The 26,027-nt window shown below is 47.4% G+C and carries 24 protein-coding genes and 1 pseudogene; 12 read left to right on the top strand and 13 right to left on the bottom strand.

The features are described from left to right. Positions 1–29: 29 nt before the first annotated feature. Positions 30–1,298 (bottom strand): glycosyltransferase family 4 protein, encoded by a 1,269-nt coding sequence (locus Q502_RS00370; protein WP_258394271.1) that lies wholly within the window; start codon positions 1,296–1,298, stop codon positions 30–32. Positions 1,299–1,518: 220 nt separating this feature from the next. Between Q502_RS00370 and elbB the strand changes: the two genes are divergently transcribed. After that, positions 1,519–2,184 carry an isoprenoid biosynthesis glyoxalase ElbB gene (elbB, locus tag Q502_RS00365; RefSeq protein WP_114794101.1) on the top strand — a complete coding sequence of 222 codons (666 nt, stop codon included), beginning with the start codon at positions 1,519–1,521 and terminating at the stop codon, positions 2,182–2,184. Between the two features lie 25 nt (positions 2,185–2,209). Here the strand turns inward: elbB and Q502_RS00360 are convergent, their stop codons facing one another. From Q502_RS00360 to Q502_RS00350, 3 genes are all read right to left on the bottom strand, one after another. Continuing rightward, a complete protein-coding gene (locus Q502_RS00360) occupies positions 2,210–3,160 on the bottom strand; it encodes a lysylphosphatidylglycerol synthase domain-containing protein (protein ID WP_099830282.1) in 951 nt (316 codons plus the stop codon). Next, complete coding sequence (locus Q502_RS00355; RefSeq protein WP_099830281.1) at positions 3,160–4,035, bottom strand: acetamidase/formamidase family protein; 876 nt, start codon at positions 4,033–4,035, stop codon at positions 3,160–3,162. Before Q502_RS00355 ends, Q502_RS00360 begins: the two co-directional genes overlap by 1 nt. A 67-nt stretch (positions 4,036–4,102) precedes the next feature. After that, positions 4,103–4,996 carry an SMR family transporter gene (locus Q502_RS00350; protein ID WP_099830280.1) on the bottom strand — a complete coding sequence of 298 codons (894 nt, stop codon included), beginning with the start codon at positions 4,994–4,996 and terminating at the stop codon, positions 4,103–4,105. A gap of 104 nt (positions 4,997–5,100) precedes the next feature. On the opposite strand from Q502_RS00350, the gene Q502_RS00345 reads away from it, so the two are divergent. Next, the gene (locus tag Q502_RS00345) at positions 5,101–6,117 is read left to right on the top strand and encodes a TIGR00341 family protein (protein ID WP_099830279.1); all 1,017 of its coding nucleotides are present in this window, start codon (positions 5,101–5,103) and stop codon (positions 6,115–6,117) included. A gap of 75 nt (positions 6,118–6,192) precedes the next feature. Continuing rightward, entirely contained in the window at positions 6,193–6,510 is a 318-nt protein-coding gene (locus Q502_RS00340) for a cupin domain-containing protein (RefSeq protein ID WP_243392369.1), read from the top strand. 81 nt (positions 6,511–6,591) lie between these two features. Here the strand turns inward: Q502_RS00340 and Q502_RS00335 are convergent, their stop codons facing one another. Together Q502_RS00335 and Q502_RS00330 are read right to left on the bottom strand one after the other, a co-directional pair. Beyond that, positions 6,592–7,623 carry a GNAT family N-acetyltransferase gene (locus Q502_RS00335; RefSeq protein ID WP_099830284.1) on the bottom strand — a complete coding sequence of 344 codons (1,032 nt, stop codon included), beginning with the start codon at positions 7,621–7,623 and terminating at the stop codon, positions 6,592–6,594. A 7-nt stretch (positions 7,624–7,630) separates the two neighbouring features. After that, positions 7,631–9,580 carry a S9 family peptidase gene (locus Q502_RS00330; RefSeq protein ID WP_099830277.1) on the bottom strand — a complete coding sequence of 650 codons (1,950 nt, stop codon included), beginning with the start codon at positions 9,578–9,580 and terminating at the stop codon, positions 7,631–7,633. Between the two features lie 98 nt (positions 9,581–9,678). Between Q502_RS00330 and Q502_RS00325 the strand changes: the two genes are divergently transcribed. Together Q502_RS00325 and Q502_RS00320 are read left to right on the top strand one after the other, a co-directional pair. After that, complete coding sequence (locus tag Q502_RS00325; RefSeq protein WP_099830276.1) at positions 9,679–10,281, top strand: pyroglutamyl-peptidase I; 603 nt, start codon at positions 9,679–9,681, stop codon at positions 10,279–10,281. After that, complete coding sequence (locus tag Q502_RS00320) at positions 10,278–11,027, top strand: nitrilase-related carbon-nitrogen hydrolase (protein WP_099830275.1); 750 nt, start codon at positions 10,278–10,280, stop codon at positions 11,025–11,027. Before Q502_RS00325 ends, Q502_RS00320 begins: the two co-directional genes overlap by 4 nt. Positions 11,028–11,064: 37 nt before the next feature. Here the strand turns inward: Q502_RS00320 and Q502_RS00315 are convergent, their stop codons facing one another. Continuing rightward, entirely contained in the window at positions 11,065–11,307 is a 243-nt protein-coding gene (locus Q502_RS00315) for a (2Fe-2S) ferredoxin domain-containing protein (RefSeq protein ID WP_099830274.1), read from the bottom strand. Positions 11,308–11,443: 136 nt separating this feature from the next. Between Q502_RS00315 and Q502_RS00310 the strand changes: the two genes are divergently transcribed. Both Q502_RS00310 and Q502_RS00305 read left to right on the top strand, forming a co-directional pair. Next, positions 11,444–12,121, top strand: a complete 678-nt coding sequence (locus Q502_RS00310; protein ID WP_099830273.1) for a response regulator transcription factor — start codon at positions 11,444–11,446, stop codon at positions 12,119–12,121. Further along, the gene (locus tag Q502_RS00305) at positions 12,102–13,388 is read left to right on the top strand and encodes a HAMP domain-containing sensor histidine kinase (RefSeq protein WP_099830272.1); all 1,287 of its coding nucleotides are present in this window, start codon (positions 12,102–12,104) and stop codon (positions 13,386–13,388) included. Before Q502_RS00310 ends, Q502_RS00305 begins: the two co-directional genes overlap by 20 nt. 584 nt (positions 13,389–13,972) lie before the next feature. Here the strand turns inward: Q502_RS00305 and Q502_RS00300 are convergent. Next, positions 13,973–15,022, bottom strand: coding sequence for a BMP family ABC transporter substrate-binding protein (locus Q502_RS00300; protein ID WP_099830271.1), 1,050 nt, complete (start codon positions 15,020–15,022; stop codon positions 13,973–13,975). Between the two features lie 179 nt (positions 15,023–15,201). Here Q502_RS00300 and Q502_RS00295 point away from each other — a divergent pair, with 179 nt between their 5' ends. From Q502_RS00295 to Q502_RS00285, 3 genes are all read left to right on the top strand, one after another. After that, positions 15,202–15,582 (top strand): hypothetical protein, encoded by a 381-nt coding sequence (locus Q502_RS00295; protein ID WP_099830270.1) that lies wholly within the window; start codon positions 15,202–15,204, stop codon positions 15,580–15,582. A gap of 323 nt (positions 15,583–15,905) precedes the next feature. After that, positions 15,906–16,577, top strand: a complete 672-nt coding sequence (locus tag Q502_RS00290) for a response regulator transcription factor (protein WP_099830269.1) — start codon at positions 15,906–15,908, stop codon at positions 16,575–16,577. Then, positions 16,574–18,016: a cell wall metabolism sensor histidine kinase WalK gene (locus Q502_RS00285; RefSeq protein ID WP_099830268.1), complete on the top strand. Its 1,443-nt coding sequence runs from the start codon at positions 16,574–16,576 to the stop codon at positions 18,014–18,016. Before Q502_RS00290 ends, Q502_RS00285 begins: the two co-directional genes overlap by 4 nt. A gap of 314 nt (positions 18,017–18,330) precedes the next feature. On the opposite strand, the gene Q502_RS00280 is transcribed toward Q502_RS00285, so the two are convergent. The 3 genes from Q502_RS00280 to Q502_RS00265 form a co-directional block, all read right to left on the bottom strand. Next, positions 18,331–19,191, bottom strand: coding sequence for an ROK family protein (locus Q502_RS00280; protein WP_258001713.1), 861 nt, complete (start codon positions 19,189–19,191; stop codon positions 18,331–18,333). 685 nt (positions 19,192–19,876) lie between these two features. After that, positions 19,877–21,253 carry an NADPH-dependent glutamate synthase gene (gene gltA / locus Q502_RS00270; protein WP_099830265.1) on the bottom strand — a complete coding sequence of 459 codons (1,377 nt, stop codon included), beginning with the start codon at positions 21,251–21,253 and terminating at the stop codon, positions 19,877–19,879. Then, on the bottom strand, positions 21,246–22,079 hold the full coding sequence (locus Q502_RS00265; RefSeq protein ID WP_099830264.1) for a sulfide/dihydroorotate dehydrogenase-like FAD/NAD-binding protein: 834 nt from the start codon (positions 22,077–22,079) through the stop codon (positions 21,246–21,248). Before Q502_RS00265 ends, gltA begins: the two co-directional genes overlap by 8 nt. 356 nt (positions 22,080–22,435) lie before the next feature. Here Q502_RS00265 and Q502_RS00260 point away from each other — a divergent pair, with 356 nt between their 5' ends. Both Q502_RS00260 and Q502_RS00250 read left to right on the top strand, forming a co-directional pair. Beyond that, positions 22,436–23,905 (top strand): catalase, encoded by a 1,470-nt coding sequence (locus tag Q502_RS00260; RefSeq protein WP_099830263.1) that lies wholly within the window; start codon positions 22,436–22,438, stop codon positions 23,903–23,905. A gap of 30 nt (positions 23,906–23,935) precedes the next feature. Continuing rightward, a pseudogene (locus Q502_RS00250) lies at positions 23,936–24,385 on the top strand (YbaN family protein). Positions 24,386–24,505: 120 nt separating this feature from the next. On the opposite strand, the gene Q502_RS00245 reads toward Q502_RS00250, so the two are convergent. After that, positions 24,506–25,108, bottom strand: a complete 603-nt coding sequence (locus tag Q502_RS00245; protein ID WP_099830260.1) for a DNA polymerase ligase N-terminal domain-containing protein — start codon at positions 25,106–25,108, stop codon at positions 24,506–24,508. 163 nt (positions 25,109–25,271) lie between these two features. After that, on the bottom strand, positions 25,272–25,967 hold the full coding sequence (locus Q502_RS00240) for a queuosine precursor transporter (protein WP_099830259.1): 696 nt from the start codon (positions 25,965–25,967) through the stop codon (positions 25,272–25,274). Between the last annotated feature and the right edge of the window lie 60 nt (positions 25,968–26,027).

Below are 26,027 nucleotides of genomic sequence, written 5' to 3'. Positions count from 1 at the left end.
CGTGTTTGATCAGAGACCCGGCTCTTGAATCAGAGTGGCTCCTCTACAAGTTCTCGAATAATCGCGCTCAGTGTTTCAAAGCTGAATTTCCGGCTTCCTAGCTCGAAATTGCTTTCTGTTACTTCCCTGTATCTCACCGGATCGAAGAGAAGTCCGAGCGTATCCTCGCTCGCTCTCTTTAGATTGAGTTCTGGAACTTCAACCAGTCCTTCTACATAGCTGTACTGATCGCCTAGATCCACAAAGGAGATTCCACTGTCCTGAATATCGCTCTTGAAGACACTGTATCTAAAGAGGGCAATCGGTTTTCTGGCGAAAAGGGCTTCTAAAAGCTGATTACCCCAGCCTTCATAAACGGTTGGATATACCACGATATCTGCGATACTATACGATTCGAAGAATGACTGCTGAATCGATGATGTCAGAGAAGAGATATCGATTACTTCAACACCCAACCTTGAAGCGAGACTATCCAGCTTATTTCTGTAATTCAAAGACTGTTTCTCCGTCAACCCGGTCAAGACAAGAACCGTCCTCCCGGTGAAAACCTTATTGCTGTACAACTTCTTTCCTGCAAAACCCTCTGCAATCTTTCTAAACTCGGCCGTGAGCCTTATTGCTGTCTCAACCGCCTTTCTCTCTGTTATCCTTGTCGCCTGCAGAAATACGATGTCTCCATCGTCTATCCCGGCTGCGCTTCTAAATTTCCGATTGTTCTCTTCCGACACCCAGCTCATACAGTGAAAGTCCATAACATTCGGCACGACCTTGGCCCGAATGCCTCTCCTTGCCAATAGGTCTGAAGCGGAGATCGAGTTTATTGCCAAGTTCCTCACGTTCTCAAGATCCGGCGGGAAGTTGTTATTCAGTAATTCCATGACACTTCCGTATGGGCTTCTGTAGTATGGGCGGTCCCACCAGAAATCGTGATTGTGGGAGATGAAGGACTTTCCGCTCTCCTCAGCAAAGTCGTGCAAAGCCAACCCCGAAGGTATTGACCACCCGAGAGACCAGATATTGTTTGGAATCACAAGATCGTATCCAGAAAGAGCGTATCTGAAACTGCCGAGAATCTGAGAGGTCCGTATTGAAAGCTCCTCATGAATCTCCCTTTCGGTAGCCGGTTCATAGCCGTAGAGCTTCAAATTCAGCTTCTCATTTGCCTCGTCGTTGTACTCGATCTCGGGAATAATTACATCTACTCCCGGGGCAGCATTCCCGGCGACAATATCCACCTCATGTCCCATTCCGGTCAGTACTTTCTTCCACTTCTCCATTTCCAGAGAGACGCCGTCCATCAAACCGGCCCTATAATGAATCAATCCTATTCTGATAGAAACACCCCATTTCTAAAAGCATATTTCGATACCAATATCCTACATTCCCACTCCAATGTCAATAGAATGGTAGCAAGCACGTATCGTTTTGTAACCGGTGACAAAGATGCTAGAATCCATTGAGTTTTTCCAGCTGAAACTGGTCAAAGTTTCTTGCAGGCATAGGAAGAGAGGTGATGTTTTGAAGAGTGGTGTGGTGCTATCCGGATGCGGAGCTGAAGACGGAACGGCAATCGGTGAAGCGATACTGACCTTTCTTGCTCTGGAAAGAGCGGGAGCAGAGATCATCTGTGTTTCCCTTGACAAGGATCAATACGAGGTATTCAATCATCACACGAGGAAGTCGGCAGAACTTGAGCAGAAGAGGAATCAGCTCATAGAATCGGCCAGAATTCTGAACCGCCCGGTGAAAAGTATAGAAACAATCAGTGAAGATGAGTTCGACCTGCTTGTCATTCCTGGTGGAAATGGTGTACTCAAGAATCTATCAACCTTCGTGGACGAAGAAGATCAGTTCAGAGTGAACAACGGGCTACAAAAACTCCTTGCCGGCTGTTTCATCAAGAAGAAGCCTCTGGGCGCGATCGGAGAAGGGGTCTTTCTGATCGCAAGATCTCTGGAGGGTATTGCCGAAAACCTAGTAATCACGGCTTCCGGAAATCCAAGTGAGAGAGTGAATGTAGTTGAAAGACTTGCGATCAATCACGTCCCCTGTGAAAAAGGAGAAGTCTGTATCGACAGATCTAACAGAGTCGTTACGGCCCCGCTTATAGAACAAGGAGAGAGTCTTCTGGAGAAGAACTCTACCATCGAGAAGCTCGTCGAGAAGCTTTTGGAAATGCTATGAGAGAAATGAGCAGCAGGCAACTGACTCACTCCGTTTTTTTAAAACCTGTAAAGAGAAACTCATTCACTCCGAAGACAACCAAGGCTATCAAGAAAGGAGCGATGTAAAAAACTATCCTGTAGAGAATGAGCGTGGCCATCAGAGCATCTGCCTGATAGGCGGGGGAGAGAATGACAATCGTGAGTGCTTCGAAGACTCCCAAGCCACCCGGTACCTGACTCGAAAGGCCGGCGAACTGTGAAAGGAGGAAGACGCCAAGCACCTCGAAATAACCGGTTCCAGCGGGTAGAAGCATGAAGAGCACGCCGGCAGATAGCAGCCAGTCAAGAACCGATATTCCGGTCTGAACTAGAGTGAAAGACCTTCCTGGAAGAGTGAAGCTCCTACCCTTGATTCTGAACGGACGCTGCCTGAGATTCACAAGAAGAAAGTAAAGCACATACAAACCGACACAGACTACTCCGATGACCTTGAGCGATCCGAAGGGCACCGTTACGGCCTTCTGAAGAACCGGGGGCCATACTATGAATAGTATCCCTGAAAGAGCGAAGAAGCCAAGCCAAAAAGTTAGATAGTTGAGGATTATTATTGCGAGAATCTTCCCTCCTGAGACGCCCCACTTCCCATATAACCTGAAGCGGACGCTTGTGCCCGAAAGAAACGTGAAACCGATATTCTTGCTGAAAGTGTATCCAACGAACGAGGCAAGAGCCGTCGAGCTGAGCTTCAATTTTGCGCCTGCTCTTCTGGAGGCGATCAGGTCGTAAAAGGTGAGGTTGAGATAAGTAAGAAAGGTCAGGAAGATCGCCAAAACGAACCTTGAAGCGGGAATTTCCCCGACCTTTGCGAAGATGTCGCTTAGTGTGTATCGTCTCAACTCGCTGACAAGAACGAATACCGAAACACTGAATAATGCGATTCCCAGAAAGGGTAAAAGCTTTCTGAAAGAGAGCACAAATCTGTTCAGAGTAATCACTAGAGAATCACTTTTGGGACTCTCACCCTTACGGTTACCAGAGGATTCACCACCTGGCTAATCATCAGATCGCAGGCGATACTCGCAAGCATGTAGGCCTTCTCTTCGGGAATCGACTTCCAGTCGGCTATGAACTCAACTGCTCTCTTAACCGCTCCGTGGCTCGCTTCTTCCAGCGACTTTGCGCTGAACAGAAGATAAAAGGCTTCGTCGTTCTCAACAGTGGGGCTTTCTACGGGCATTTTGTCCATATCCACGGTAAGCCTTACAAGAGCCCTTATCTCAATTCCGCTTCCTCCGACTTCTCCGTCTCCCATCCTTGCGTGGACGTCTCCGAGCGAGAGATTCCCTCCCTTAACGAACACCGGCAGATATACTCTCGACCCTGATACTATATCCCGGGTATCGAGATTTCCTCCGTGCCTTCCCGGAGTTGTACAGGGAATCGACTTATCTGCAGGTGAATTGCCGATAACGCCTATCATCGGCTTTATCTCAATTCGCTCTCCCATAAACGACGCGTAATTGCCCTGAATCTTCACTATCTCGGTAACACAGCTCTTTGAAACATTTTTGACCGGTCCCCAGGCAGGGCAGGTCTCGACGACTCCCTGATCGTCCAGCTCTATGTTCTCTATACTGACTACTATCGTGTCACCCGGCGTCGCTCCCTTTACTGCGATGGGCCCGGTGGCAGGATTCACATGAGTAAAGTCGAAGTCTCCCCCAACGGTCTGAGACTCTGAAACGATCTTATGGCAGAAGCAATCCTCCGTCTCCACAATCACCGTATCACCCGGGCTCACCTCCAGAACGGGCTTGTGTTCAGGCGACATATCGTACACTACTTTGTCTCTTCCAATTCTGTGTAACATGGGACGCACCTCCATTGACTGATATTGTCTCAATACTACCTCGTGGTTGTATTAATCCAAAGAGACATCATATGTTTATTACAATCAGGGAGACCAGCACCATTCCCAGGGAAATCATCTCGAGCTTCTTGAGCTTTTCACCGAATAGCAACAGGCTTCCAAGACTGATCATCACAACGCTTCCGGCACTGTATATGGGGAAAACCACCGAACCCTTCATTTCTTCAAGAGCCATTATGAGAAAGAAGGAAGAGAAGAGATTAGGTAGTCCCACAATCAGCCCTACAAAAGCTTCTCTTTTCATTGCCGGTTTTCCAGACTTCTTGAGAAAGATCGCGCTTATTATGAAGGCGCTGGCAAAGACGCTGAAGAGAAAGATGCTTTTGTAACCGCCCACGGTGTAGTTCTGGAAGAGCTTGTTCATGAATTCGGCAAGTCCTCCAGTAATAAACAACATAATTAGAGCGGGTTTGAAGTTTCTTCTGGTTGATCCGAATGGGTTGTTTACAAGAATTATTGAGAATATCGCGAGAGATATCCCGACCCACTGGATAGCTTCAGGGTATTCCTTCCACACCAGAAGCGACAAAAGCATTGGGATTAGAATCCCCAGCTTTCCGAAAGCACCGGAAAGGCTTGCCCCGCTTTCCCTGACGCTCTTCTGATAGAAGATGAAGGAGAGAAAGAAGAAGAGGCCGGAAACGAGTCCCAAAGACAGGCCCCAGACTACGCTACTGGTGAGACTGAAAAGACGTTCTCCCTTCGCGATCACTTCTGAAGGAGATCCTCCGCCGGGACCTACGGCCGGTCTTTCAACCGCTACCATAACCAGCGCTATGAAGAACGCGCTCAGGTAATTAAACGTCGTAACCGCAAGCCTGTTGTAACATCTCCCCTCGGTCACCTTGAAAATCATTGCTATAGAGGAACTGGAAAGTATCGCCAGCAAAAGATAGACCACTCCGACCTCCCTGATTCCACGCCTTCTCTTCTTAGTCGCAGGTGTAGTATATTCTTAGCAAGCACAACAATTATGCCACAGTCTCTCAACGGGATGGTGATTAGATGGCCGAAAGACTGATAGAAGTATTTTCAGGCTCCGACCCTGAAAAAGATCTTGAGGAAATGCTGGAAGAAAAATCGATAATCGCTCACTGGACGGTTAAGACATCGGAAAAGCTCTGGCAGACGAAGATACTGGCGCTTGCCGAAAACAGCGAGAAGGTCCTGGACTCTCTCGAGCAGCGCTTCACCCAGGATGAGTCCTTCAGGGCGATACTCTTTCAGGTGGAAGCCTCGCTTCCAAGAACTCAAGAAGAGGAGAAAGAAGAGGAACAGGCCGAGGAAGAAGAGAAGAAGCCCGAGAAGGGAATCTTCAAGCGAATAAGCAGAGAAGAGCTGTATCACGACATCTCTGAAATGATATCTAACGACGCAGTTGACATAACAATGATTATTCTTTCGACCATCGTCGCAACGATAGGGCTTCTTAGGAACAGCCCGGCAATAATAATCGGGGCGATGGTCATCGCTCCAATGCTCGGGCCAAATGTCGCACAGTCTTTCGCAACGACGCTCGGAGATTTCGGACTTCTTGCAAAATCCGTGAGAACGAATCTGATCCGCATCGGACTGGGCTTTGCCTTCGCTCTTGTCTTTGGGCTCCTGTTCAGGCCAGATTACACTACTCACGAGATAACCAGCCGCACGGTGGCCAACCTGGGTGACATTGTGCTCGCCTTTTCATCCGGGACGGCCGCAGCTCTCTCAATTACCTCCGGCGTCTCGACATCTCTTATCGGAGTTATGGTGGCCGTTTCCCTGATGCCACCGTTGGCTACTGCAGGAATGCTGCTGGGCAGCGGCAATGTGGCCGGCTTTTCCGGGGCGATACTCCTTTTCTTTGTAAACATAGTCTGCATAAACCTCGCCTCGATAATCACGTTTAGGCTTCAAGGGATAGGACCGCGCTCATGGTGGGAGGCGAACAAGGCAGGTAAAGCCGTCAAGGTGACGATAATTGGCTGGCTGGTCGTTCTTGGATTACTTGCGCTGTCCTTATTCCTGAGCAAGGCACTGTAAGAGGGTAACATATGTTACCGCTCAGAAGCCAAATTTCGGCTAAGATAATACTAGATCAAAAGCGAGGTGATGGAGATGTTGAAAAGTTCAATAGAAAAAGGGAAAGTCGTGCTTGACAAGTCAGGTCTCAAGGGTCGGATTATCTACGACAAAGAGACTGCACAGGCAGTCATTATAGATATTGAAAGGGGAAAAGAGTTAGCCGAGCACAAGACTCCGGTAGATGTATTCATTCTAGTTCTAGCCGGAAAGGGAATAATCACTATCGGTGGAGAAAGCCATGAAGTTGTGAAAGACGACATCATAGACAGTCCGAAAATGATCCCGCACGGAATAATCAATACCGGAGAGGAGCCGATGCGCGTTCTGGTAGTGAAGGCGCCGCATCCATAGACATTAATACCGGGTCTGACTTTTTCGACCCGGCATTTAATTTGTGAAGCCTTCAGTTCATCACGAAACAGGATTTTACAGCTATATCGTCGGAGTTCTGATTATAGGTCTGCTTCCTCTGTTTATGCCGTTCTTCTCATAGATCATTATCTCAAAGGGAATCCTGAAACTGAGTAGACCCAACGCATCCTTCATGCTCCCAAGGCTTCTGTCCCTCGAAAAGTTGATCAGCGTTATACCCTCTTCCCAGGCGCATCTGTGAATCTTTCTTACGGTCCTTCTGGCGCTTCGAATATCGCCCCAGTCAAAGAGAAGAACGTCCCAGGATCTCAACCGCTCATTCATCCTCGGAATCCTTACCAGTGGCGAAAGAGTTCTCTGGGCCAGAAGCTGGAATGCCCTCAATCCCTTTGAAAGTCGCGTAATTCCGAAATCCTGCTCGCCGCTCGTGTCGAGAACCAGGGCGGACGCCCCTTCCGTCTTGAACAACCTCAATCTTCTCTCTGCAACCATAGACTCGAAGGCCTTCGTACCCTGAAGGAGGAAGTCACGATCCTTCTCGAGAGGTCTGTACAGGTCCAATATTGTTTCGAGGTCTACCTCCCTTTCCACAAAAACCGACTTCTCCCGGGAGGTCTTCCTCACCGGACAGGCGTAGAAGTCCAGTGTAGCCGTAGTCGAGAACCCCATGTGTTCCAAGATCTTCTTCGAGGCAACGTTGTCGGCCTTGACCGACGCATATCCGAAATCGAAATCCGTGGGGCCAAGGAGATTCTGCAGTTCCTGGATGATCGATCTAAGCCAGCGGGCGACCTTGAGCCTGTATTTCGGATTGGTGCGCAGTCCGAAGAGATATATTGCTTTCTTGATTTCCCCATTGACTATCAATCTGTCGATTCCAACACCGATGCATCCGATAATGTCGTATGCGTCTTCGGCAATCATAATAAAGCCCTCTTCAAAGTACTTCAGTCTTCCAAAGAAGTCTTCTCTGAAAGCGACGAGCCAGATATTCCCCTCCTGAGCCGATTCTTGCTCTATCTTGAGGAGCCTTTCGTTGTCATCGATTGTGGCGAACCTTACATGTATGTTTCCTGCCTTTTTGTTTTCCATCAACGACTCATATCTTCAGGTGGGAATCGAACCATTCCAGTATTGCCCTCAAACGCTTTTCCCTGTGTACGGGAAGGCCTCCTCTGGAAAGCTCGTGGTTCTCCTTCGGGAAGAGCACCATTTTGGCCTCTTTTCCGAGATACCTTAACGCCGTGAAGAACTGCATCGCTTCGGGGACCCAGCATCTGTAGTCTTCAAGGGAGTGAATGAAAAGAATCGGAGTGACGACGTTGGGCGCCGACATCAGAGGAGACTGTCTGAGATAACCCTCGAGGTTGTCGAAGAAATCGCTGCCGGTCTGGTCGCTTGCAAAGAAGTATCCAATATCTGTGGTGCCGAAGAAGGAAATCCAGCTCGAGATAGACCTCTGAGAGACGGCAGCCTTGAAGGCGTCCGTATGTCCTACAATCCAGTTTGTCATAAAGCCGCCGTAAGAACCTCCGGTGACTCCAAGCCTATCCTCGTCAACGAAATCATATTCGTTTATGACATACTCGACGATCTCCATTATGTCTTCGAAATCCCTTTCCCCGTAGTGACCCCTTATGTCGGCGAAGTCGGTTCCGTAACCGGCACTTCCCCTCGGGTTGCAGTAAATAACTGCGTACCCTTCAGAGGCTAGAGTCTGGAATTCATGTACATATCCGCCGCCGTATGCCGTCTTAGGACCTCCGTGGATCTCTACGACTGCCGGGTACTTCTTGCCTTCCTCGAAGTCTACGGGCTTCATTATCCAGCCTTCGATCTTCTGCCCGTCGGAGGCCTCCACTTCGAAGCTTTCAGGTTTCGACAGCTTAAGACCTTTCATCCATGAGTTGAAGTTTGTGAGCTTCTTCCTCTTGCCTTTGACAAAAGAGTAGATCTCAAGCGGCTCGATCGTCGTCATCTCAGAAAGGAGAAGCACTTCGCCTGTGATATCGAAGCAGTCAATGCTCCCCAAAGAGACAGCGATTTCCTCTACCTTTCCCTCTTTATCCATAGAAATCAGCTTTATTTGCGATCCCGCAGTTACCAGTGAAAACAGCTTGCCTTCCAAAACCTTCATGGAAGTGTTCGGCGACACACCCCTCACATCGCTGTTCAGGCTGTTGCCAAAGTACAGGTCCAACTCTCTGGCAACTATATTAAGCGTAAGAGATTCCAGATCTACATGGACAATGAAGGGATTGGTCGGGAAGCCTTTTTCAAAGTCGGTTGCGACAGCGAATAGCTCGCGTTCGCCTGACCACTGGCAGTGATAGAAAGAGAGAGTGTCGTCTCCGATTCTCTTCGCCATTCCGTTCTGCAAATCGAGGATGTAGAGACTGCTCCATACCGGCCTCTTCTCCATATCTTCGGTCGTCATCACCGCGACTCTCTTTCTCTCGGGAGATACAACAATGTTTTCGATATCGCCTCCAATGGCTTCAACCGGTTCCATCTTTCCGTTTTCGAGTTTCATCTTATACAGACGGCCTACTCTGTTCTCCGTGAATCCAACTCCGTTAGAGACAAATGGTATTTTGTCTATCTCGTAAACCTTCTTCTCTGGCGGATCGTCTTCTTCCATCTTCTCGGGATCTTCCCCGGGCGCATGCTTCGTTATGAAGAGAATCGTCTCCGAATCGATCCACGAAACAGAGGAGAATCCTCCTTTGAGAGTCTTCACCAGTCTGCTTTCCCCGCCCTCAAGGGGCAGAAGATAAAGCCCGGATCCTTTCGCGTCCTTGTCTCTTCTCGAGACAAAGAGAATGCTCTTGCCGTCTGGACTGACGGCGGGGGAACCGTCCTTCCCGCCCCGGGTCAGCTGACGGATTTTCCCATTTTTCATGTTGCCCGACCAGATGTTGCTTTCGTACCGGTTCTCCTTCTTGTCTATCGTCTTTCTTACAAAGACAAAGTTTTCCCCGTCGGGAAAGATGTGAAGATCGCCCACAGTGGAGTATTTGTAAAGATCCTCAAGCTTCAGCTTCTTCAACTAGATCACCCCTTTCAGAATCATTCTACCAGAATGGCGGCTTTTCCTTCTCGACTTCCATGTGATGCTAGAATTATACTGAATGAGAGGTGTAAGAGATGATACTAGTGACCCACTTCGATCCTTTCGGAGGAAGTAAAATGAACGCTTCGCAGATAGTCGTGGAGCTTCTAGCGGAAATCAGGGAAGGCATTGAGCTCATGAGCCTTCCAACGATCTTCGGCGACGCCTTTTCTCGACTGAGGCAGCGTTTATTGGTCGGCGTCCCGGAGGCATTGATTATGGTCGGCCAGGCGGCCGGGAGATCTCTCATCACTCCGGAGAAGGTTGCGATCAACTGGAAGGAATCGGCGACTCCAGACAACAACGGATTTATTGCGATCGGGGAGAAGATTATATCTGATTCTCCCGACGCATATTTCTCGAAGCTTCCGGTCGACCGTATTGTCTCGAAGCTGAAGGCTGAGGGCCTTCCCGTCGAAAAATCTTTCTCGGCAGGCGCATTTGTCTGCAACTATCTCTTTTACAGGTGTATGGATTTTCTGACGAAGAAAGGCATAAACATACCCTCCGGATTTGTACATATACCTTGCATTCCCGAACAGATAGGTCCGGGAGAAGACAGACCTGCAGTAGAGGCGGAAGTCTCGGCTAGAGTCCTTTCGAGGATAATAGATCTTGCACTGGAGGAGAATAGATGAGAATAGGCGGCGTTCCTCTCAACATCGTCTGGGAGTCTCCGGAGATCAACATGAAGATAATCGAAAGACTTTTCGCAGGGGCCTCGGCGGCCGGGGTCGAGCTGATTGTCTTTCCTGAAACTACCTTGAGCGGGTTCACTCGTAACGCAGAGAGAGCCTATGTGAAAGATGCGTGTGATTTCTTCAAGAAGCAGGTAGATTACTGGGGTATTCCGGCTGTCTACGGTTTCATAGACAAAAGAGAATCGAAATTCTACAATTGCGCCGCTTTTCTCGCTTCGGGCTCGGAACCTTTGATATATCGAAAGAGAAAGCTTTTTTCATACGGAGGAGAGAATACAGTTTACACCCCCGGTGATTCCAATCTCTCTTTCGCGATGAAAGAGATACAGTTCTCTCTGAATATCTGCTATGACCTTCGTTTTCCTGAGCTCTTCAGGGCTAACTTGCCTGCAGAGGTCATGATAGTGATTGCCAACTGGCCGGAAAAACGGGCAAATCACTGGCAGGCTCTTCTTAAGGCAAGGGCAATCGAGAATCAGTCATTTGTTCTGGGGCTAAATAGAACGGGGGTCGACGGCAACGGCATCGAATACGACGAAGCCTTTTCCGTCCTCTTCGATCAAGACGGTAACGAGGTACCTTTTGAAGCCGAGAAGGGATTGCTTCTTTGGGAACTGGACTATGAGAGACTGAGTATTCTAAGAGACTGGCGGGAAAGATTCCCCGCACTCAAAGACATTTAGACATATCCTTTCTTGCCGTTGCAAATCTTAATGACGTCTATTCCCGCTGAAGTATCTCCTTCTTGAAGAAATCATCTATATTATGCACTGATATATTCGTGAACCTCTTCTCATCGATATCGACAACTACTCCATCAGAACAAGGCCCCATGCAGTGAGAACCCTTGATTGTTGTGAATCTACTCAAACCGTGTTCGGTCACTAACTCTACCAGTCTCTTGGAGACTTCGGGAGAACCCTTCATAAGACAGGCGCTTCCCATGCATACTCTTATAATCACCCGCATTCCCTCCATTTGTGACTTCTTTCACAACTTATTATAGCCTATTCTTCAAGAGATTTGAACGAAAAACTGTAATCGCTTTCTCGAATATTTCACACTATTGCTGTTATTATTTCTTCGTGGGGGAAAACACATGAAGGTTCTGATTGTAGAAGACGAGCGTGACCTGGGAAGACTCCTCAAGGAGTTCCTGGAGAGAGAGGGTTTTGTTGTCGAGACCGCTGCGGACGGTGAAGAAGGACTTTACATGGCTACCAGCGGTCCGTTTGATGTCATTGTTCTCGATATTCTGCTTCCAAAACTGAACGGATGGCAGGTGCTGGAAGGGATCAGGAGTTCTGGGAGCAAGATACCTGTGCTCATGTTGACCGCCTTGGACGGCATAGAGGACAAAGTAAAGGGTTTCTATCTGGGAGCCGACGACTACCTATCCAAACCTTTCGACATCCGCGAACTAGTTGTAAGAATTCAGTCGTTGCTAAGAAGGAGCCAGCCGGTCGGAACTCCTTCAAGTATTCTGAAGGTTGGAGACCTCGCTCTGGATATGTCGCTCAAAACGGTGATAAGGGGAAATGAAAGAATAGCGCTCCGAAAGAAGGAGTACCAGATTCTTGAATACCTCATGCTTAACAGCGGCAGGGTAGTCCCGAAAAGCGAGCTGGAAGAGCATCTTTGGAACGAAGACGACGAACTATGGTCAGATGTCATAAGAAGCCATATCAAGAACCTCCGCAAGAAGATTGACGGTGGTCACAAGAAAAAGCTGATAAAGACAGTCAGAGGTATGGGATATGAGATCAGTGACAGGTGAAGAGCTTTCTTTCAAGAAGGCAAAGAGGAGATGGACACTGTTCTTCACGCTGGTCGTCGTTACTCTCGTCTCCGTTCTCAGCCTTCTTATCTTTGTGCTTGCCCTAAGACTTGAAGGAAGAGCCGAAATAATCGAACTGAACAGAATTGCCGACAGAATCGAGTCTAGAATAGGTAGGCCTCCTGCAGTAGGAGTCGAGCGGATGATCAGAAACTATCCCGGGAATCTCGACATCTTCACCTCAGAAGACGAAATTCTTGAGTTTGTAACTCCCTCTGGCGAAATCCTCCTGCAGCTTGGAGGAGCAATAATCAGTGACATACCGATTGCAGAGGGCACCTCGAGAGTGAAGGCAATCGACTATGGAGAATCCGAGCACGAGTACACCGTTCTGACCAGAGAGATAAGAGGGATTGCAGGGCAGCCCGTCTTCTTCCTTAGAGTCGGAAAATCAACTGAGGGACTCAGTGATGGGCTGAAGAGCCTTCTGTTTTCGCTGCTTCTTCTTGTCCTGATGGTTGCCGTAATCTCCTGGGTAGCCGGTATGACTCTCGCAAGATATGTTTTGACTCCTTTGAAAGAGAGTTATGAAAGACTCCAGCGCTTTACCGCCGATGCCTCTCATGAGCTGAAAACACCACTCACAATTCTCAGATTGGGTGTAGATATGCTCAAGGAGAGAAAACTGGAGAAAGAATCGATGGAAAAGATCGATATGATTGATGGGGCGACCAGAAGTATGCAGAACGTTGTGAACAAGCTGCTCCTTCTCGCGAGAGTGCAGAACGAAAAGAAGTTAGAGATTGCCCCTGAAGATGTGGAGCTAGGAGTTTTCCTCGCTGAACTGAAAGAGTATCATCGACCTCTTGCAGAGTCAAGGGGAGTTCGCATTCTCGTTGAATCCCGCGATGATGTTGTTCTGAAAACTTCCTCAGACAATCTCAAAGTTGCGGTCGCGGCAATTCTAGAAAACGCAATCAAATTCACTGAAGAAAACAGCGATGTCACCATAAAGGCCTTCGAGAGTGAAGGATTTGCCCTCATTCAGATAAGCGATCTCGGTTCAGGCGTAGCCGACTCTGAAAAGGAAAGAGTCTTCGAACGATTCTATAAGACCGATGAATCTCATAACGGCCCAGGAAGTGGTCTGGGTCTTTCAATCGCAAGGGAAATTATCGGTTCTCTAGGAGGCGAAATCACAGTCAGAAACCATGTCGACGGAGGAAGCACATTCGAAATACGGATACCATTAAGAAAACACAAATAGGCTCTTCCTTCACTCCGTCGTTGGATAAAGTTGCAAGCTGAATAAGAACCGGTTATCCGTTCTCGGTTTACCGTTCTCCGACAAGAGCAAGATCAGTTGCAAGTGCCAAGATGCAAGTTGCAAGCCCTAAGCCTGAAAAAAACGTCACATCCCGTCATGCTGAACTTGTTTCAGCATCTAGCTCTGAAGTGCCGTCCTTCGTTGCCCTTCCCGGATCATGGACCAGTCCTTGAATAACATCAAGCGAGAAAGAGCATTATCGAGTGTTCGCTCACGAGAAGAGCGGGATTCTGAGCAGAATCATCTCAGAATGACGCGATGCGAGAGAAGACTGTCATCCCAAGTCACTCGTGCAAACTCCTTACTTCATCATCCCGTAAGGCTGAGCGAAATGTCTCTGTTTGGGGCTACTGTTAAGGGCCCTTGCACGGGATCATGTTCTTCTTGTCCTTGCTCTTCAAAGCGATCATCGTCTCCTGGCAAGAGTGACCAGCGGATCTTCAGACGGCGGACCGTTAACGGATAACTGCTCTTATCTCTTACCAGAGTAGCAGGAATGCTCCATCATACTGCAATAATAAGCCTCACTTTGGGCTGCCGACGATATTGTTGACAAACCAATCCATTGCTAACAGTTCTTCATCTGTAGGCGTCTCACCCTTTGAATATCTCGTGTTTCCTTCTTGATCGATCAAAGGACCCTCAAACGGGTGGTAATCACTCTCGATTATCCTCTTTCTTTCATTTTTCACTAGGTCCATCAGAGCCTCCGGAACGAGGTCGCTCATTACTATGTCGACAACCCCATCACCGATTCCACCCCAGTACTGATTGCTGATCCATTTGTCGTCCATCAACTCATTTATCACTCTTTCATAGAAGATGCCCCAATTCCACACAGGGGAACTAAGAAAAGTGTCTGGACTGAAGGCGCTCATATCGGTGTTGTAACCAATAGCGTAGACGCCGCGCTGCCCGGCCGCCTGAACGGCAGCCGGTGAATCCTGGCTCTGGGCGATGACATCGGCTCCAAGGTCCAGGAGGGCATCGGCCGCCTCCTCTTCTAAAGAGGGATCGAACCAGGTCTCAGTCCAAATAACGTGAATTTGCGCATTTGGATTAGTCTTTGAAACTCCTATTGCGAACGCATTTATACCCCTGATTACTTCGGGAATCTTGAAAGTGGCAACATATCCTATCAAGTCGCTCTTTGTCATCTCGCCGGCGATCAACCCTGTCAGGTAGGCCGGTTCGTATATTCTCCCGAAATAAGTCCCCAGGTTCTCTGCCGTCTTGTAACCAGAGCAGTGCATGAAAACCGTGCCGGGAAAGTTCTTCGCAACTTCTACAACATCGTCCATGAAACCGAAGCTAGTGCTGAAAACAAGCTTGAATTCTCTCTCTGCGAAACCTCTTAGCACTTCAAGATCCTGTTCGCCTTCGGTTACGTTCTCAATGAATGAAGTCTCTATCCGATCGCCAAATACCTTCTCAATATACTGCCGACCCTCATCATGTTTCTGTGTCCAGCCTCCGTCGTCTACTGAACCTACATAGACAAACGCTATGCCGAGAGGTTCTGCAATCAAAATGGAAGCAAAGAGAACCAAAACAGCGACAAGAATTACTTTCATAAAACACCTCCTTAAGAAAGTCGGAGCAACGGTAAGGCCGAAACAATGTTACTCCTAGGCCGGCAAAGCTCAGATCTACAAATCCCATTATATCCCACAGAATTCCCGAATTCTCCCGGACATTTCTTCCTATAATATTACTGAAGCTAAACCATAAACCCCCAAAAGGAGTTGAAAACATGGTTCTCACAGGCGAGAAAAAACGATCTTCAAACAAATCGGAAATGACCATCAGCGGTCTCATTGAGAAAATAGAGGAACTGGGACTGGAATCTATAGAAAGAGTTGTCGTCAGCGAAATTGAGGGAACTGAAACTCGCCTCGTAACCGACAACCGCACGATTGCTCCGGAACAGCTCAAGGATACACTCCGCCGCTGGGATTCGGAGTCTATATCGAGAGTAATGCTGCTCGACATGACACCGGTCTACAAGCAGTACAGTTCATTTTCAACCGGCCAAGAAGAGATCTACAGACCACCTGCCTTTTCTATCCAGATTACAAGGGTGAGCAACGGCGCAGAGACAATAGTGGTAGCAGTCAAGAGCATCGACCTTTAAGCAGTACCCGTGGAAAAGTCTTTCGAAAAGAAAACGAGAGACGCAATGCAGAACGAGCAAATGCAGTCTTACATAGATAACGTGACCCCCCATCCGCTACACAGAAAGGAGCGTGCTAGTCTGGAAACGACTGATGATGAACGTGAAACATTCCGTAAGATAGAATCGTAGCTTCTTGTTCCTCTGTTGAAGAAGTTCTTTGAAAAAGGCCGGACCGCCGAATTCCAACTGAGACAAAAAGTGGCAGTCTGGCCTACTGGTTAGTTATTATTGACGTGATCGATTATTATTGAATGAGATCTGGCACTCTAGAGGTGAAGTTCATGGCAACAAGAATCAATCTGGTCGAAGACGAAAGAAATCTGAACAATGTACTCACTTCTTATCTCGAAAAGGAGGGATGGGAAGTCAGATCGTTCACAAACGGAAGCGACGCTTTCGACGAAATAGACGACACCCCAGACATATGGATTCTTGACATTATGCTTCCCGGAATTGACGGATTCGAGCTCCTCAGAGAAATCAGAAAGAGAGATTCAGTGATACCGGTAATCTTTATCTCCGCAAGAGACAAAGACATAGATAGAGTTGTAGGACTTGAGATGGGAAGCGACGACTATATGCCCAAGCCCTTTCTTCCGAGAGAGCTAGTTATAAGGGTGAAGAAGATCCTCGACAGGGTCCGTCATTCCGAAGGGGTAATCACTATTCCTCCCTACAAAATCGATGAAGCGAGAAGAACAGTTATTGAAGAGACAAATGACGAATCTAGAGCCATCGAACTCACTTCAATGGAGTTTGACCTGCTTCTTCTTTTCGTTAACGGCAGAGGCAAGCCCTTTTCGAGAGACCAGATCCTGGACAAAGTCTGGGGTTACGACCATTACGGAAGCGATAGAGCGGTCGATGATTTGGTTAGAAGACTGAGGAAGAAGATGCCTGAGTTCAAGATTGAAACCGTGTATGGATTCGGATATAAGAGCGTGAACATATGAGGGCCTGGAGCTTATCTGACAAGCTTTGGCTACTGTTTGCCACCGTTCTCGCGATTTTGTTTCTCCTCTTGGGAATCGTCTTTAGATGGTCGATAAGAGACTTCTTCACCACCGAGGCGTACAGGACCATTGAGTACGCCCAGGAAGTCAAGCTGATAGAGTTACAGGGAGGATTCATTCCTTTTGAAGACATTGACACGAACAGCTTTAAAAATGCTAGAGACGTTGGACATATAGTCGTTTTCGACAGAGAGTTTGACCTCATAGACAATTATCTGCATAGATTCAGGACACAGGAAGATACTGAGAAAGTCTCTTCGCCGACTACAACTTCGAAGGGAATTGTAATCAGCGGAACGATAGTGCCTGAGATTCTGCCTGTGATTGATTCTATAAGAGCTAATGCGGAGGTTCAAAACACATCGTCAGAGAGGTATGAAGCCAGGTTGAACAACAGGAGTCTCTTCTACGTCGTTCGGTCCGGTCAACTTTCGGGAAGAGATGTCACAATGATTTCCTATATGTGGGATACCTACAAGAACACTCTTTCATCGACGTTGCTCTCAAGACTATTGCTGGTGATGGCAATAATGACCGTGGTAAGTCTGATAGTCATCATCGTTTTCTCAAGATATATGACTAAACCTCTTAAGAGACTCTCCGAAGACGTAAGAATGATATCCAAGAGAAACTGGGATAAGCCGATTGCTTTGAACAGAAGCGACGAAATCGGAGAGCTTGCCGATTCAATTGAAAACATGAGAAGGAGTCTTAGCGAGCAGGACAAAGAGCAGCAGTCTATGCTCCAGTTTATCTCGCACGAGCTGAAAACACCTGTAATGGTTATCAGGAGTTACGCGCAGGCAATAAAAGACGGTATCTATCCTGGTGGGGATCTAAATAGCGCGATAGATGTTATTGACAGAGAGATTCAGAGAATGGATCTGAGAGTGAAGGATCTACTGTTTATCACCAGACTGGAGTATCTGTCGCGTCACAACCTGGAGACGGAAGAGGTCAATCTTTCGGAACTGATTGAAGATACCGTCGGGCGCTTTTCTTTCCAGAGAGACGACATAGACTGGAACCTGAACCTGAGAAATATCACTGAGCAAATAAACGAAGAGCAAATGGCAATAGCGATAGAGAACATTCTTTCCAATCAGATCCGCTATGCAAGAAATACGATAGAGGTCACAATGGAAGTCAATGAAAAAGAAGAGAACGTGGTTATCCGCTTCGCAAACGATGGTGAAAGAATCGAAGAAGAAAGACTGGCCACGCTTTTCAAACCATTCATCAAAGGAGTCGGCGGCGAAAATGGACTTGGGCTGAGCATAACGAGAAGGATACTCGAGTTGCATGGAGGAACGATCTTCGTGAAGAACGAAGAATCGGCAGTGGCAACAATCGTTGAATTGCCTATTAAGAGCATCTAACCTTTGAAAAGGTTAATGAATAATTTCATCGCGAGATTGATTGAAAACAGGAGGATAATCGTTGCATCCTCCTGTCTCATTCAGAAGATCTTTCAATTCTTACGGCAGTTGATTCGACCTGTCAAGTACCTGAAATCAAGCTATTCCTATTATCTCTCATCAACCAAGGGATTTCTTCCCCGCTCCGCTTACTCCTTGCTGAGCCAGCTGATCGGAGAGCCGCTTAGTGTTGTAGCTCCAGTAAGTAAAAATCACAATGCTATCAAGAGCACTACTCCACGTTTCAACTGTCATCATCTCTCTTCAAATTCGGGCTATAAAACGCCCGTTTCTATGTTTAGATACTTCCTCAAACCCATCAACGCCCCTCCAAAAATGGGGCCCTCTCTGTCATCAAAAGCAGATTTAACGATCTCCATCGAGGACAGTTCGAAGAGCGCGCTGTTCTTCAGTTTTGTTTTCAGGGCAGGCAAAACGCTGTCCCGGTATTCTTCAAGGGCACCGCTAATTACAACCAGATCTGGATAAAGACCGTTTACGATATTCATGAGACCGATCGAGAAGGATTCGATGTAATCATCAAGTCTTTCACTTATAACGAGATCATCAAGTTCTCTCGAGCCAACCATAGTAAGCCAACAGCCCTTTCTTCCACATGAACATTCCGGTCCGTTTCGATCGATAGACATGTACCCAAATTCGCCAGCAATATGATTACTTCCAACATATATACTGCCGTTGATGAACAGTCCAATTCCGACTCCTTCCTTAACAAGAGCGTAAACTATGTTCGCAAAATCATCAGGAATGTCCCTTTTAAGAGCTACCTCAGCGAGAACTCTCAGTTTTGCATCGTTGTTGCTCATTACCGGAGAATCTAGCCCTTTCAGCTTAAGTCGGCTCTCAACGAGTTCTGCAAGTACGAGGTCGGTCCAATGGAGCAAGGGAACATTAATTGCAGTTCTCAAATCACCGCGAACAAGACCCGGTACAGAGATCACCAAATACGAAGGAAGCTCGTTTTCTTTGTCGCAAAGATCTGAAATGCAGTCCACTAATTCGCAAGCGAATTTCTCCGGGCTCTCGGATGTTCCGATTTCGCACTTGTCTGTGACATTCATTGAAAGATCGACTCTGGCGACTATAGTTGTTGCGAGTCCGACATCAACCGAAATAACGAAGGCTTTCCCGGGATTGAAGGAAAGAAGTTCTTGCCTTTTTCCCAGACCAGAAGAAGTCTTGCCAGCGCTTACAAGATATCCCTGTCAAATTGGAAATCTTTGTTCTTGATATGGGCTGGTATCTTGATACAACGTCCATTACTGTCTTAAGATTTCTTTCCCTAAGTTCAGAGAGTACTCCAGCTGATCTTCTCTCAGAGATTGGCAAATTCAGTCCTCCTAATTAGTTAGTTTCTGAACCTAAATTATTCCAGCAAACTCAACAGTCTATTTGAAAACACTCTTTTAGGTAGAACGGATTAAACATCTGGGAATAAAAGAGGTTGATCGGGTATGATCGTATCTCACGAGGAATTTTGAGAATATGACGCGCCAAAAAGGGAGAAGAATGAAAGCTCTGTATCACCGAAAGCTGTTTTTCGTCATTTTTTTCATTGCGAAGAGAAGTCTCCTTTATCGAGAGAAATATCAGAATTCCATGATTCTCAGATTATCAGATTGGTTTTGAGAGTTGATCTATTCTTTGAACAAAAAAACTCTATTGAAAGGAGCCGGCAATTGTCTCCGAAATGTAGAGTCTCGGTGCAGAAAACCATTGACGGGCTTCTCGCGTTTTTTTGCTCTATAGTCTTCCGTGATTATTTACATTCAAGATCTGGCGCAGGTATCATGAAGCACATCACTTGCGCAACAAGTACGCCTTAATTGCTCTCGCAGAACGCTTTCCTGCTCCCATGGCTTCTATAACGGTAGCGGAACCGGTCACGATGTCTCCGCCGGCGTAGATGCCTTCATCGACTTTGCCGCTGGCTTCATCGGCATCGATACTGCCCCATCTATTCAGTCTCACCTCTGGAAAACCGGCTTTCAGAATGGCGTTTGGAGTCTGCCCGATCGCTTCGATGACCATATCCACTTCCATGATGAATTCCGATCCCTCAATTTGTATCGGCCTTCTTCTCCCCGAATCATCCGGTTCACCCAAAGTCATCTTAACGCACTTCATTCCAGTGACGTTGTTGTTTATGTCCCCTTCGTACTCAACGGGAAGGGTCAGCCAGTGAAACACTATCCCCTCTTCAACGGCATGGTGGTACTCCTCTATTCTTGCAGGCATTTCTTCTTCGCTTCTCCTGTAGACCACATGAACCTCTTTGGCTCCAAGTCTTTTGGCCGTCCTTGCCGCATCCATTGTGACATTTCCTGCCCCTATCACGGCTACCCTGTCCTTTATCTTGACAGGCGTGTCGTACCTTGGAAAGAGATAGGCTTTCATAAGGTTGGTCCTCGTGAGGTATTCGGAAGAGGAGAATATGTTGTTGTGATTCGATCCCGGTATTCCCATGAATCTAGGAGCGCCCGCCCCGATACCAATGAAAACTGCATCAAATTCGTTTTTTATCTCTTCGAATGGAATCGTTCGGCCTACAATCTGATTGAAACGGAATTCAACTCCCAGGCCCTTCACAAATTCAACTTCCTTTGCAACGATCTCTTTGGGAAGCCTGAACTCGGGAATACCATAAACAAGCACACCTCCCGCAGTATGGAAGGCTTCGAAGACCGTAACCGAAAAACCCTCTTTCGCGAGATCGGCTGCGACCGTTAGACCGGCCGGACCTGCACCGATGACGGCAACTCTTTTGTTTACGGACGGTTTTACGGCAGTTTCGAGAGATATATTCTGGTCGGCGACGAATCTCTCCAGTCTCCCGATTGCGACAGGTTCACTGCCCGGGATCCTGCCCACTACGCAGGCAAGCTCACACTGCTTTTCCTGAGGGCAGACTCTTCCGCAGATTGCTGGGAGGTTGTTGGCATCTTTCAAAATCTTTGTGCTCTTCTCGATGTCACCCTCTCTCAGTGCTTTGATGAAACCGGGGATATCTATTCCCACCGGACAGCCGCTCACACAGGGTTTGTGCTTGCACTGGAGACATCTGTTTGCCTCTGCAATTGCCTCTTCCTTGGTGTAGCCAAGGGCAACCTCCTCGAAGTTGTTGACTCTCTCTAAAGGATCTAACTCTCTCATCTTAACTTTGAATTTCTCAGGCATTAATCTCACCCGATTCACGTATGTACTCCTCAAGAGCAATCTGCTCCTCTTCTCGGTACTGATACTGCCTCTTGATGAGCTCGTCCCAGTTGACCGACCTGCCGTCAAATTCCGGTCCGTGAACACAGGCAAACTTCATCTCGCCCCCTACTTCTGCTCTGCAGGCTCCGCACATTCCCGTCCCATCTACCATGATCGGATTAAGTGAGACCCAGCATCGTATGTCATTCTGGGAGGCTAGAAGCGAGACAAACTTCATCATTACCATGGGCCCTATTGCCCAGATTGAAGCTGGTGGGTGATCCTTGATAACTTCCTTAAGAGGATTTGTTACCGTTCCTTTTGAACCAAGGGAACCGTCGTCGGTCGTGATGTACAGCCTGTCAAGAAATGGTCTGAATTCATTCAGCATTATAAGCTGCTCCTTCTTTGCAGCGCCCAGTATTCCTATAACCTCATTTCCTGCCTCTTTCAGTGCCCTGGTAATAGGAAACAACGGTGCAATGCCAACACCACCGCCCACTACACAGACCGTTCCAATCTTTTCTATCTCGCTGGGATTTCCTAGCGGGCCTACGATATCCGCAACTGATTCGCCCTCGCTCAAAGAGCATAGCTTGTAGGTACTCTTGCCCACGGCCTTCACAATAACTCTTACCCTTCCTTTATCGGTTGACGCAATTGTGAGAGGAATTCTCTCACCGTATTTGTCTATCCTTACTATCAGGAACTGGCCGGGCTTCGCGTATTTATAGATCTCGGGATGAGAAAGCCAGATATCAAAGGTATCCGGCGAAATTCGCTCTTTTGAGAGTACTGTGAACATTCAATCACCTCAATAGAATAATATCAGAATACAAACTACATTGCCGAAAGCCTTGAAGCTGGCCGCATATCCAAGGCAGAGAAACAATGTGATTAAGAACTGGCGTTGCGCTTAAGAGTGCTGCAAATACGAGTTTCCGCGGTATCTAATGTTAGAATAATTTAAGCTAGTAAAGATTCCAAGACAGTCTTGTCTACTGAGCCCGACTTGCTCTAGTTAGAGTTTGCTTCTATGAAATCGTGAGCCATGAATGCATGTGTGTGTACTCGGCTTATTATAGATCTTTTGAGAACCCCAACCCCTTAAATAAACCCTACGATGTCCGCTTTTGCCGGACGATAAGATTGGAGGAGAATATGGAAAAAGATCCAAAAAAAGAGAAAATGACCACGGCAGCTGGAGCGCCCGTAGTCGACAATCAGAACTCAATGACTGCCGGTCCGAGAGGCCCGATGTTGCTGCAAGATGTCTGGTATCTTGAGAAGTTGGCCCATTTCGACAGAGAGGTTATTCCGGAAAGAAGAATGCATGCGAAAGGCTCTGGAGGCTTTGGAACGTTTACCGTGACCCACGACATTACAAAGTATACCAAAGCCAAGCTCTTCTCAGAGATGGGCAAGAAGACTGATATGTTTGTCAGGTTCTCCACGGTAGCCGGAGAGAGAGGCGCTGCCGATGCCGAAAGGGATATAAGAGGTTTCGCAATGAAGTTTTATACAGAGGAAGGCAACTGGGATTTAGTCGGCAATAACACGCCAGTCTTCTTCTTGAGGGACCCTCTCAAGTTCCCCGATCTGAATCATGCTATTAAACGTGATCCGAAGACCAACATGAGGAGCGCGAAGAATAACTGGGATTTCTGGTCTTCACTTCCCGAGGCTCTTCATCAGGTAACAATAACAATGAGCGATCGCGGGATTCCCTTTTCGTATAGACACATGAACGGTTACGGAAGCCATACTTACAGCATGATAAACGCCAACAATGAAAGGATATGGGTGAAGTTCCACTTAAAGACGCAACAAGGAATAAAGAATCTCACCGATGCCGAAGCTGAAGTCATAGTCGCAAAAGATCGGGAGAGCCACCAGCGCGATCTCTTCGAGAGCATAGAGAGAGGCGACTTTCCAAGATGGACCATGTATATTCAGGTTATGACGCTGGAACAGGCCGATAAAATGCCCTACAATCCCTTCGACTTGACAAAGGTCTGGTACAAAGGAGAGTTCCCGCTCACCGAGGTTGGGTACTTCGAGCTGAACAAGAACCCTGAAAACTACTATCTTGATGTTGAACAGGCTGCCTTTAATCCGGCAAGTATTGTTCCCGGAATAGGTTTCTCTCCAGACAAGATGCTTCAGGGAAGGCTCTTCTCCTACGGTGACGCCCAGCGTTACAGGCTCGGGGTTAACCATCATCAGATTCCAGTTAACAGACCACGGTTCCCATTCAATAGTTATCATCGTGACGGACAGATGAGAGTAGATGATAATGCAGGAAGCACGATAGGCTATGAACCCAATAGTTATGGAGCATGGGCTGAACAACCTGAATTCAAAGAACCCCCTCTAGAGCTAAAGGGTGCCGCCGATAACTGGAACTTCAGAGAAGATGACGATGATTACTACACCCAGCCTGGAAAGCTTTTCAATCTTATGACTCCAGAGCAGCAGCAAGTTCTATTTGAGAACACAGCAAGGAACATGGGAGACTCGACAAAGGAAATCAAGATCAGACATATTGGAAACTGCCTGAAAGCCGATCCCGCTTATGGAGCGGGGGTTGCGAAGGCTCTGGGGATTTCGCTGGACGAAGTTTGGAAGTAGCCAAATATTGAGCGATAAGAAAGGTAACTTGTGAGGCTTAAACAAGTTTTGCTGGTAATCGCAGGATCGGGTTCCCTTTTTCTTGGCGTAACCGGAATAGTTCTTCCATTGCTGCCAACAACTCCTTTTCTGTTGTTGGCGGCATTTTGATACCTAAGAAGCTCAGAGAAGCTGTGCCGATGGTTGATCGGCCATAAGCTATTCGGTGCGTATATCTACAGTTATCTACATTTCCGAGCAGTAAGGAGGAGAGCAAGAAATCTTGCACTTGCTTTGCTGTGGTCCACTCTTACCTTGACAATGATACTGATATCGAATGCTGTTGTCACGGCAATTCTTGTCGGAGTTGGCACTGCCGTTTCTATTCATCTATTGAAGTTGAAAACATTGACAAGTGAAATGCTTGAAGAAGTCAGGAAGGGTCTGAAGAATCCTGATAGGATCAATAAAGACACTACCTCGAATAGCGGCAATACTTAATCACGATCACAATAGTCCCGATCTCTCGCCATCAAGATGAACTCTCGCAGCTCCAAAAAGCGAAAAGATAATATCCGGCTTACTCATCTCCTGATCTTGAAGGCTCGCTGTATAAGTTGTCTAATCTCTGGAGTCGCGAATTTCTTCAAGGCTTCTTCCTGTCTTGACTGAATTGGGCTCGGTCGACGTTGGGTTTCTTCTTGCATCGGCTTCTTTATCGTTCATCTTGATCAGAAGCCACCGCGCATTCTCCGCTTTTCCCGTTCGGACGAGCGCGTAGCCACCCTTAAGCTTCTCTCCTTCGAGCCAAATTGTGATATGACCATCTTCGATTTGTTTTGTGAGTGGGTTCGATTCAGGGTCTTCCTTCAGATTTCTGTAGCTTCCCCGGTCCCAAAGAAGAACCGTGCCTCTGCCGTACTCTCCTTCGGGGATATTTCCCTCGAAATCGCCATACTCGAGGGGATGGTCTTCCGTGGGAACGGCCAGCCTTTTTTCAGAGGGGTCGGTTGACGGACCTTTGGGAACGGCCCACGACTTCAGAACTCCGTCTACTTCGATTCGAAAGTCATAATGAAGAGTCGATGCGGCGTGTTTCTGAACAACAAACACCGGTCTATCTTTTGCCCATTCAAGAGAGGCCTCTTTACCGTCGGGCTCCGGCGTTTTGTTGAAGTCTCTCTTCATTTCGTACTTATTCAGTTTCCTTTCACTCTCGTCCACAGTTTACCTCCTGATCTGTTTGTCAGCCGGGGAGTTGAACAATCCATTCCTTCATAAATATTTCTCTTTCATATGAATTATATCAACCGACGGCCGAGAGCTTTCGGAAGCACAAGAGAACACAGCATGAAGCTATCTCGAGGAGGATTTCTCATAAAGAATCTCAGGGAACAAGATCCTTGATTTTACCCTCGTCTTTCAGTTTTCGGGCTAGATAGATGAATGGAGTGTCTAGAACTGCAACGACCCACTTTAGAATGTAAGTGGACCAGAATATCTGCCACCACACATCGGTCGAAAAAACTCCTAGAAAGGCTAACGAAGTAAAAACCGCCGTATCGATCAGCTGCGATACCATCGTGCTTGCGTTATTTCTGAGCCAGATGTGCTTCCTGTCAGGAAACCTCTTCTTCCAGAAATCATATGCCCAGACGTCATGTAACTGAGAACACCAGTAGGCTGCCAGACTAGCCAGAGCAATTCTGGGGAGAAGGCCGAATATTGCTGAGAGATGCTCCTGAGAGAAATCAGAGTGATGAGGCTCGAAGGCAAGAGCGATTTGCATTATCACGGTAGTCGATATCAGAGAGAAAAAGCCGATGTAGACTGCTCTCTTGGCCTCCTTCTTTCCATGATTCTCAGAAAGAATATCCGTAGCCAAGAACGACGTCGCATAAACGATATTTCCCAAAGTCGCGGCCATCCAGAAAAGTGAAACCGTCTTTATTACCTGAACATTGGCAATTATCGTAGCTATGGCTACCCAGACGTACAATCCTGTCTTTCCCCACAACCTGTAAGCAACTATGATCAAACTGAAGTTCACTACAAGCATCAAAAACCATAATAGTTCGTTCATCTATACCTCCATTCCGAATCCTTCACAATCAGCATCAAGAGACCGGCAAATTTCTGTCAT

This window comes from Mesotoga sp. Brook.08.YT.4.2.5.2., from assembly GCF_003351125.1.
Classification (GTDB): Bacteria; Thermotogota; Thermotogae; order Petrotogales; family Kosmotogaceae; genus Mesotoga.
The sequence above is the reverse complement of the archived record's forward strand: the minus strand, read 5'-3'. Positions and strand labels throughout refer to the sequence as shown.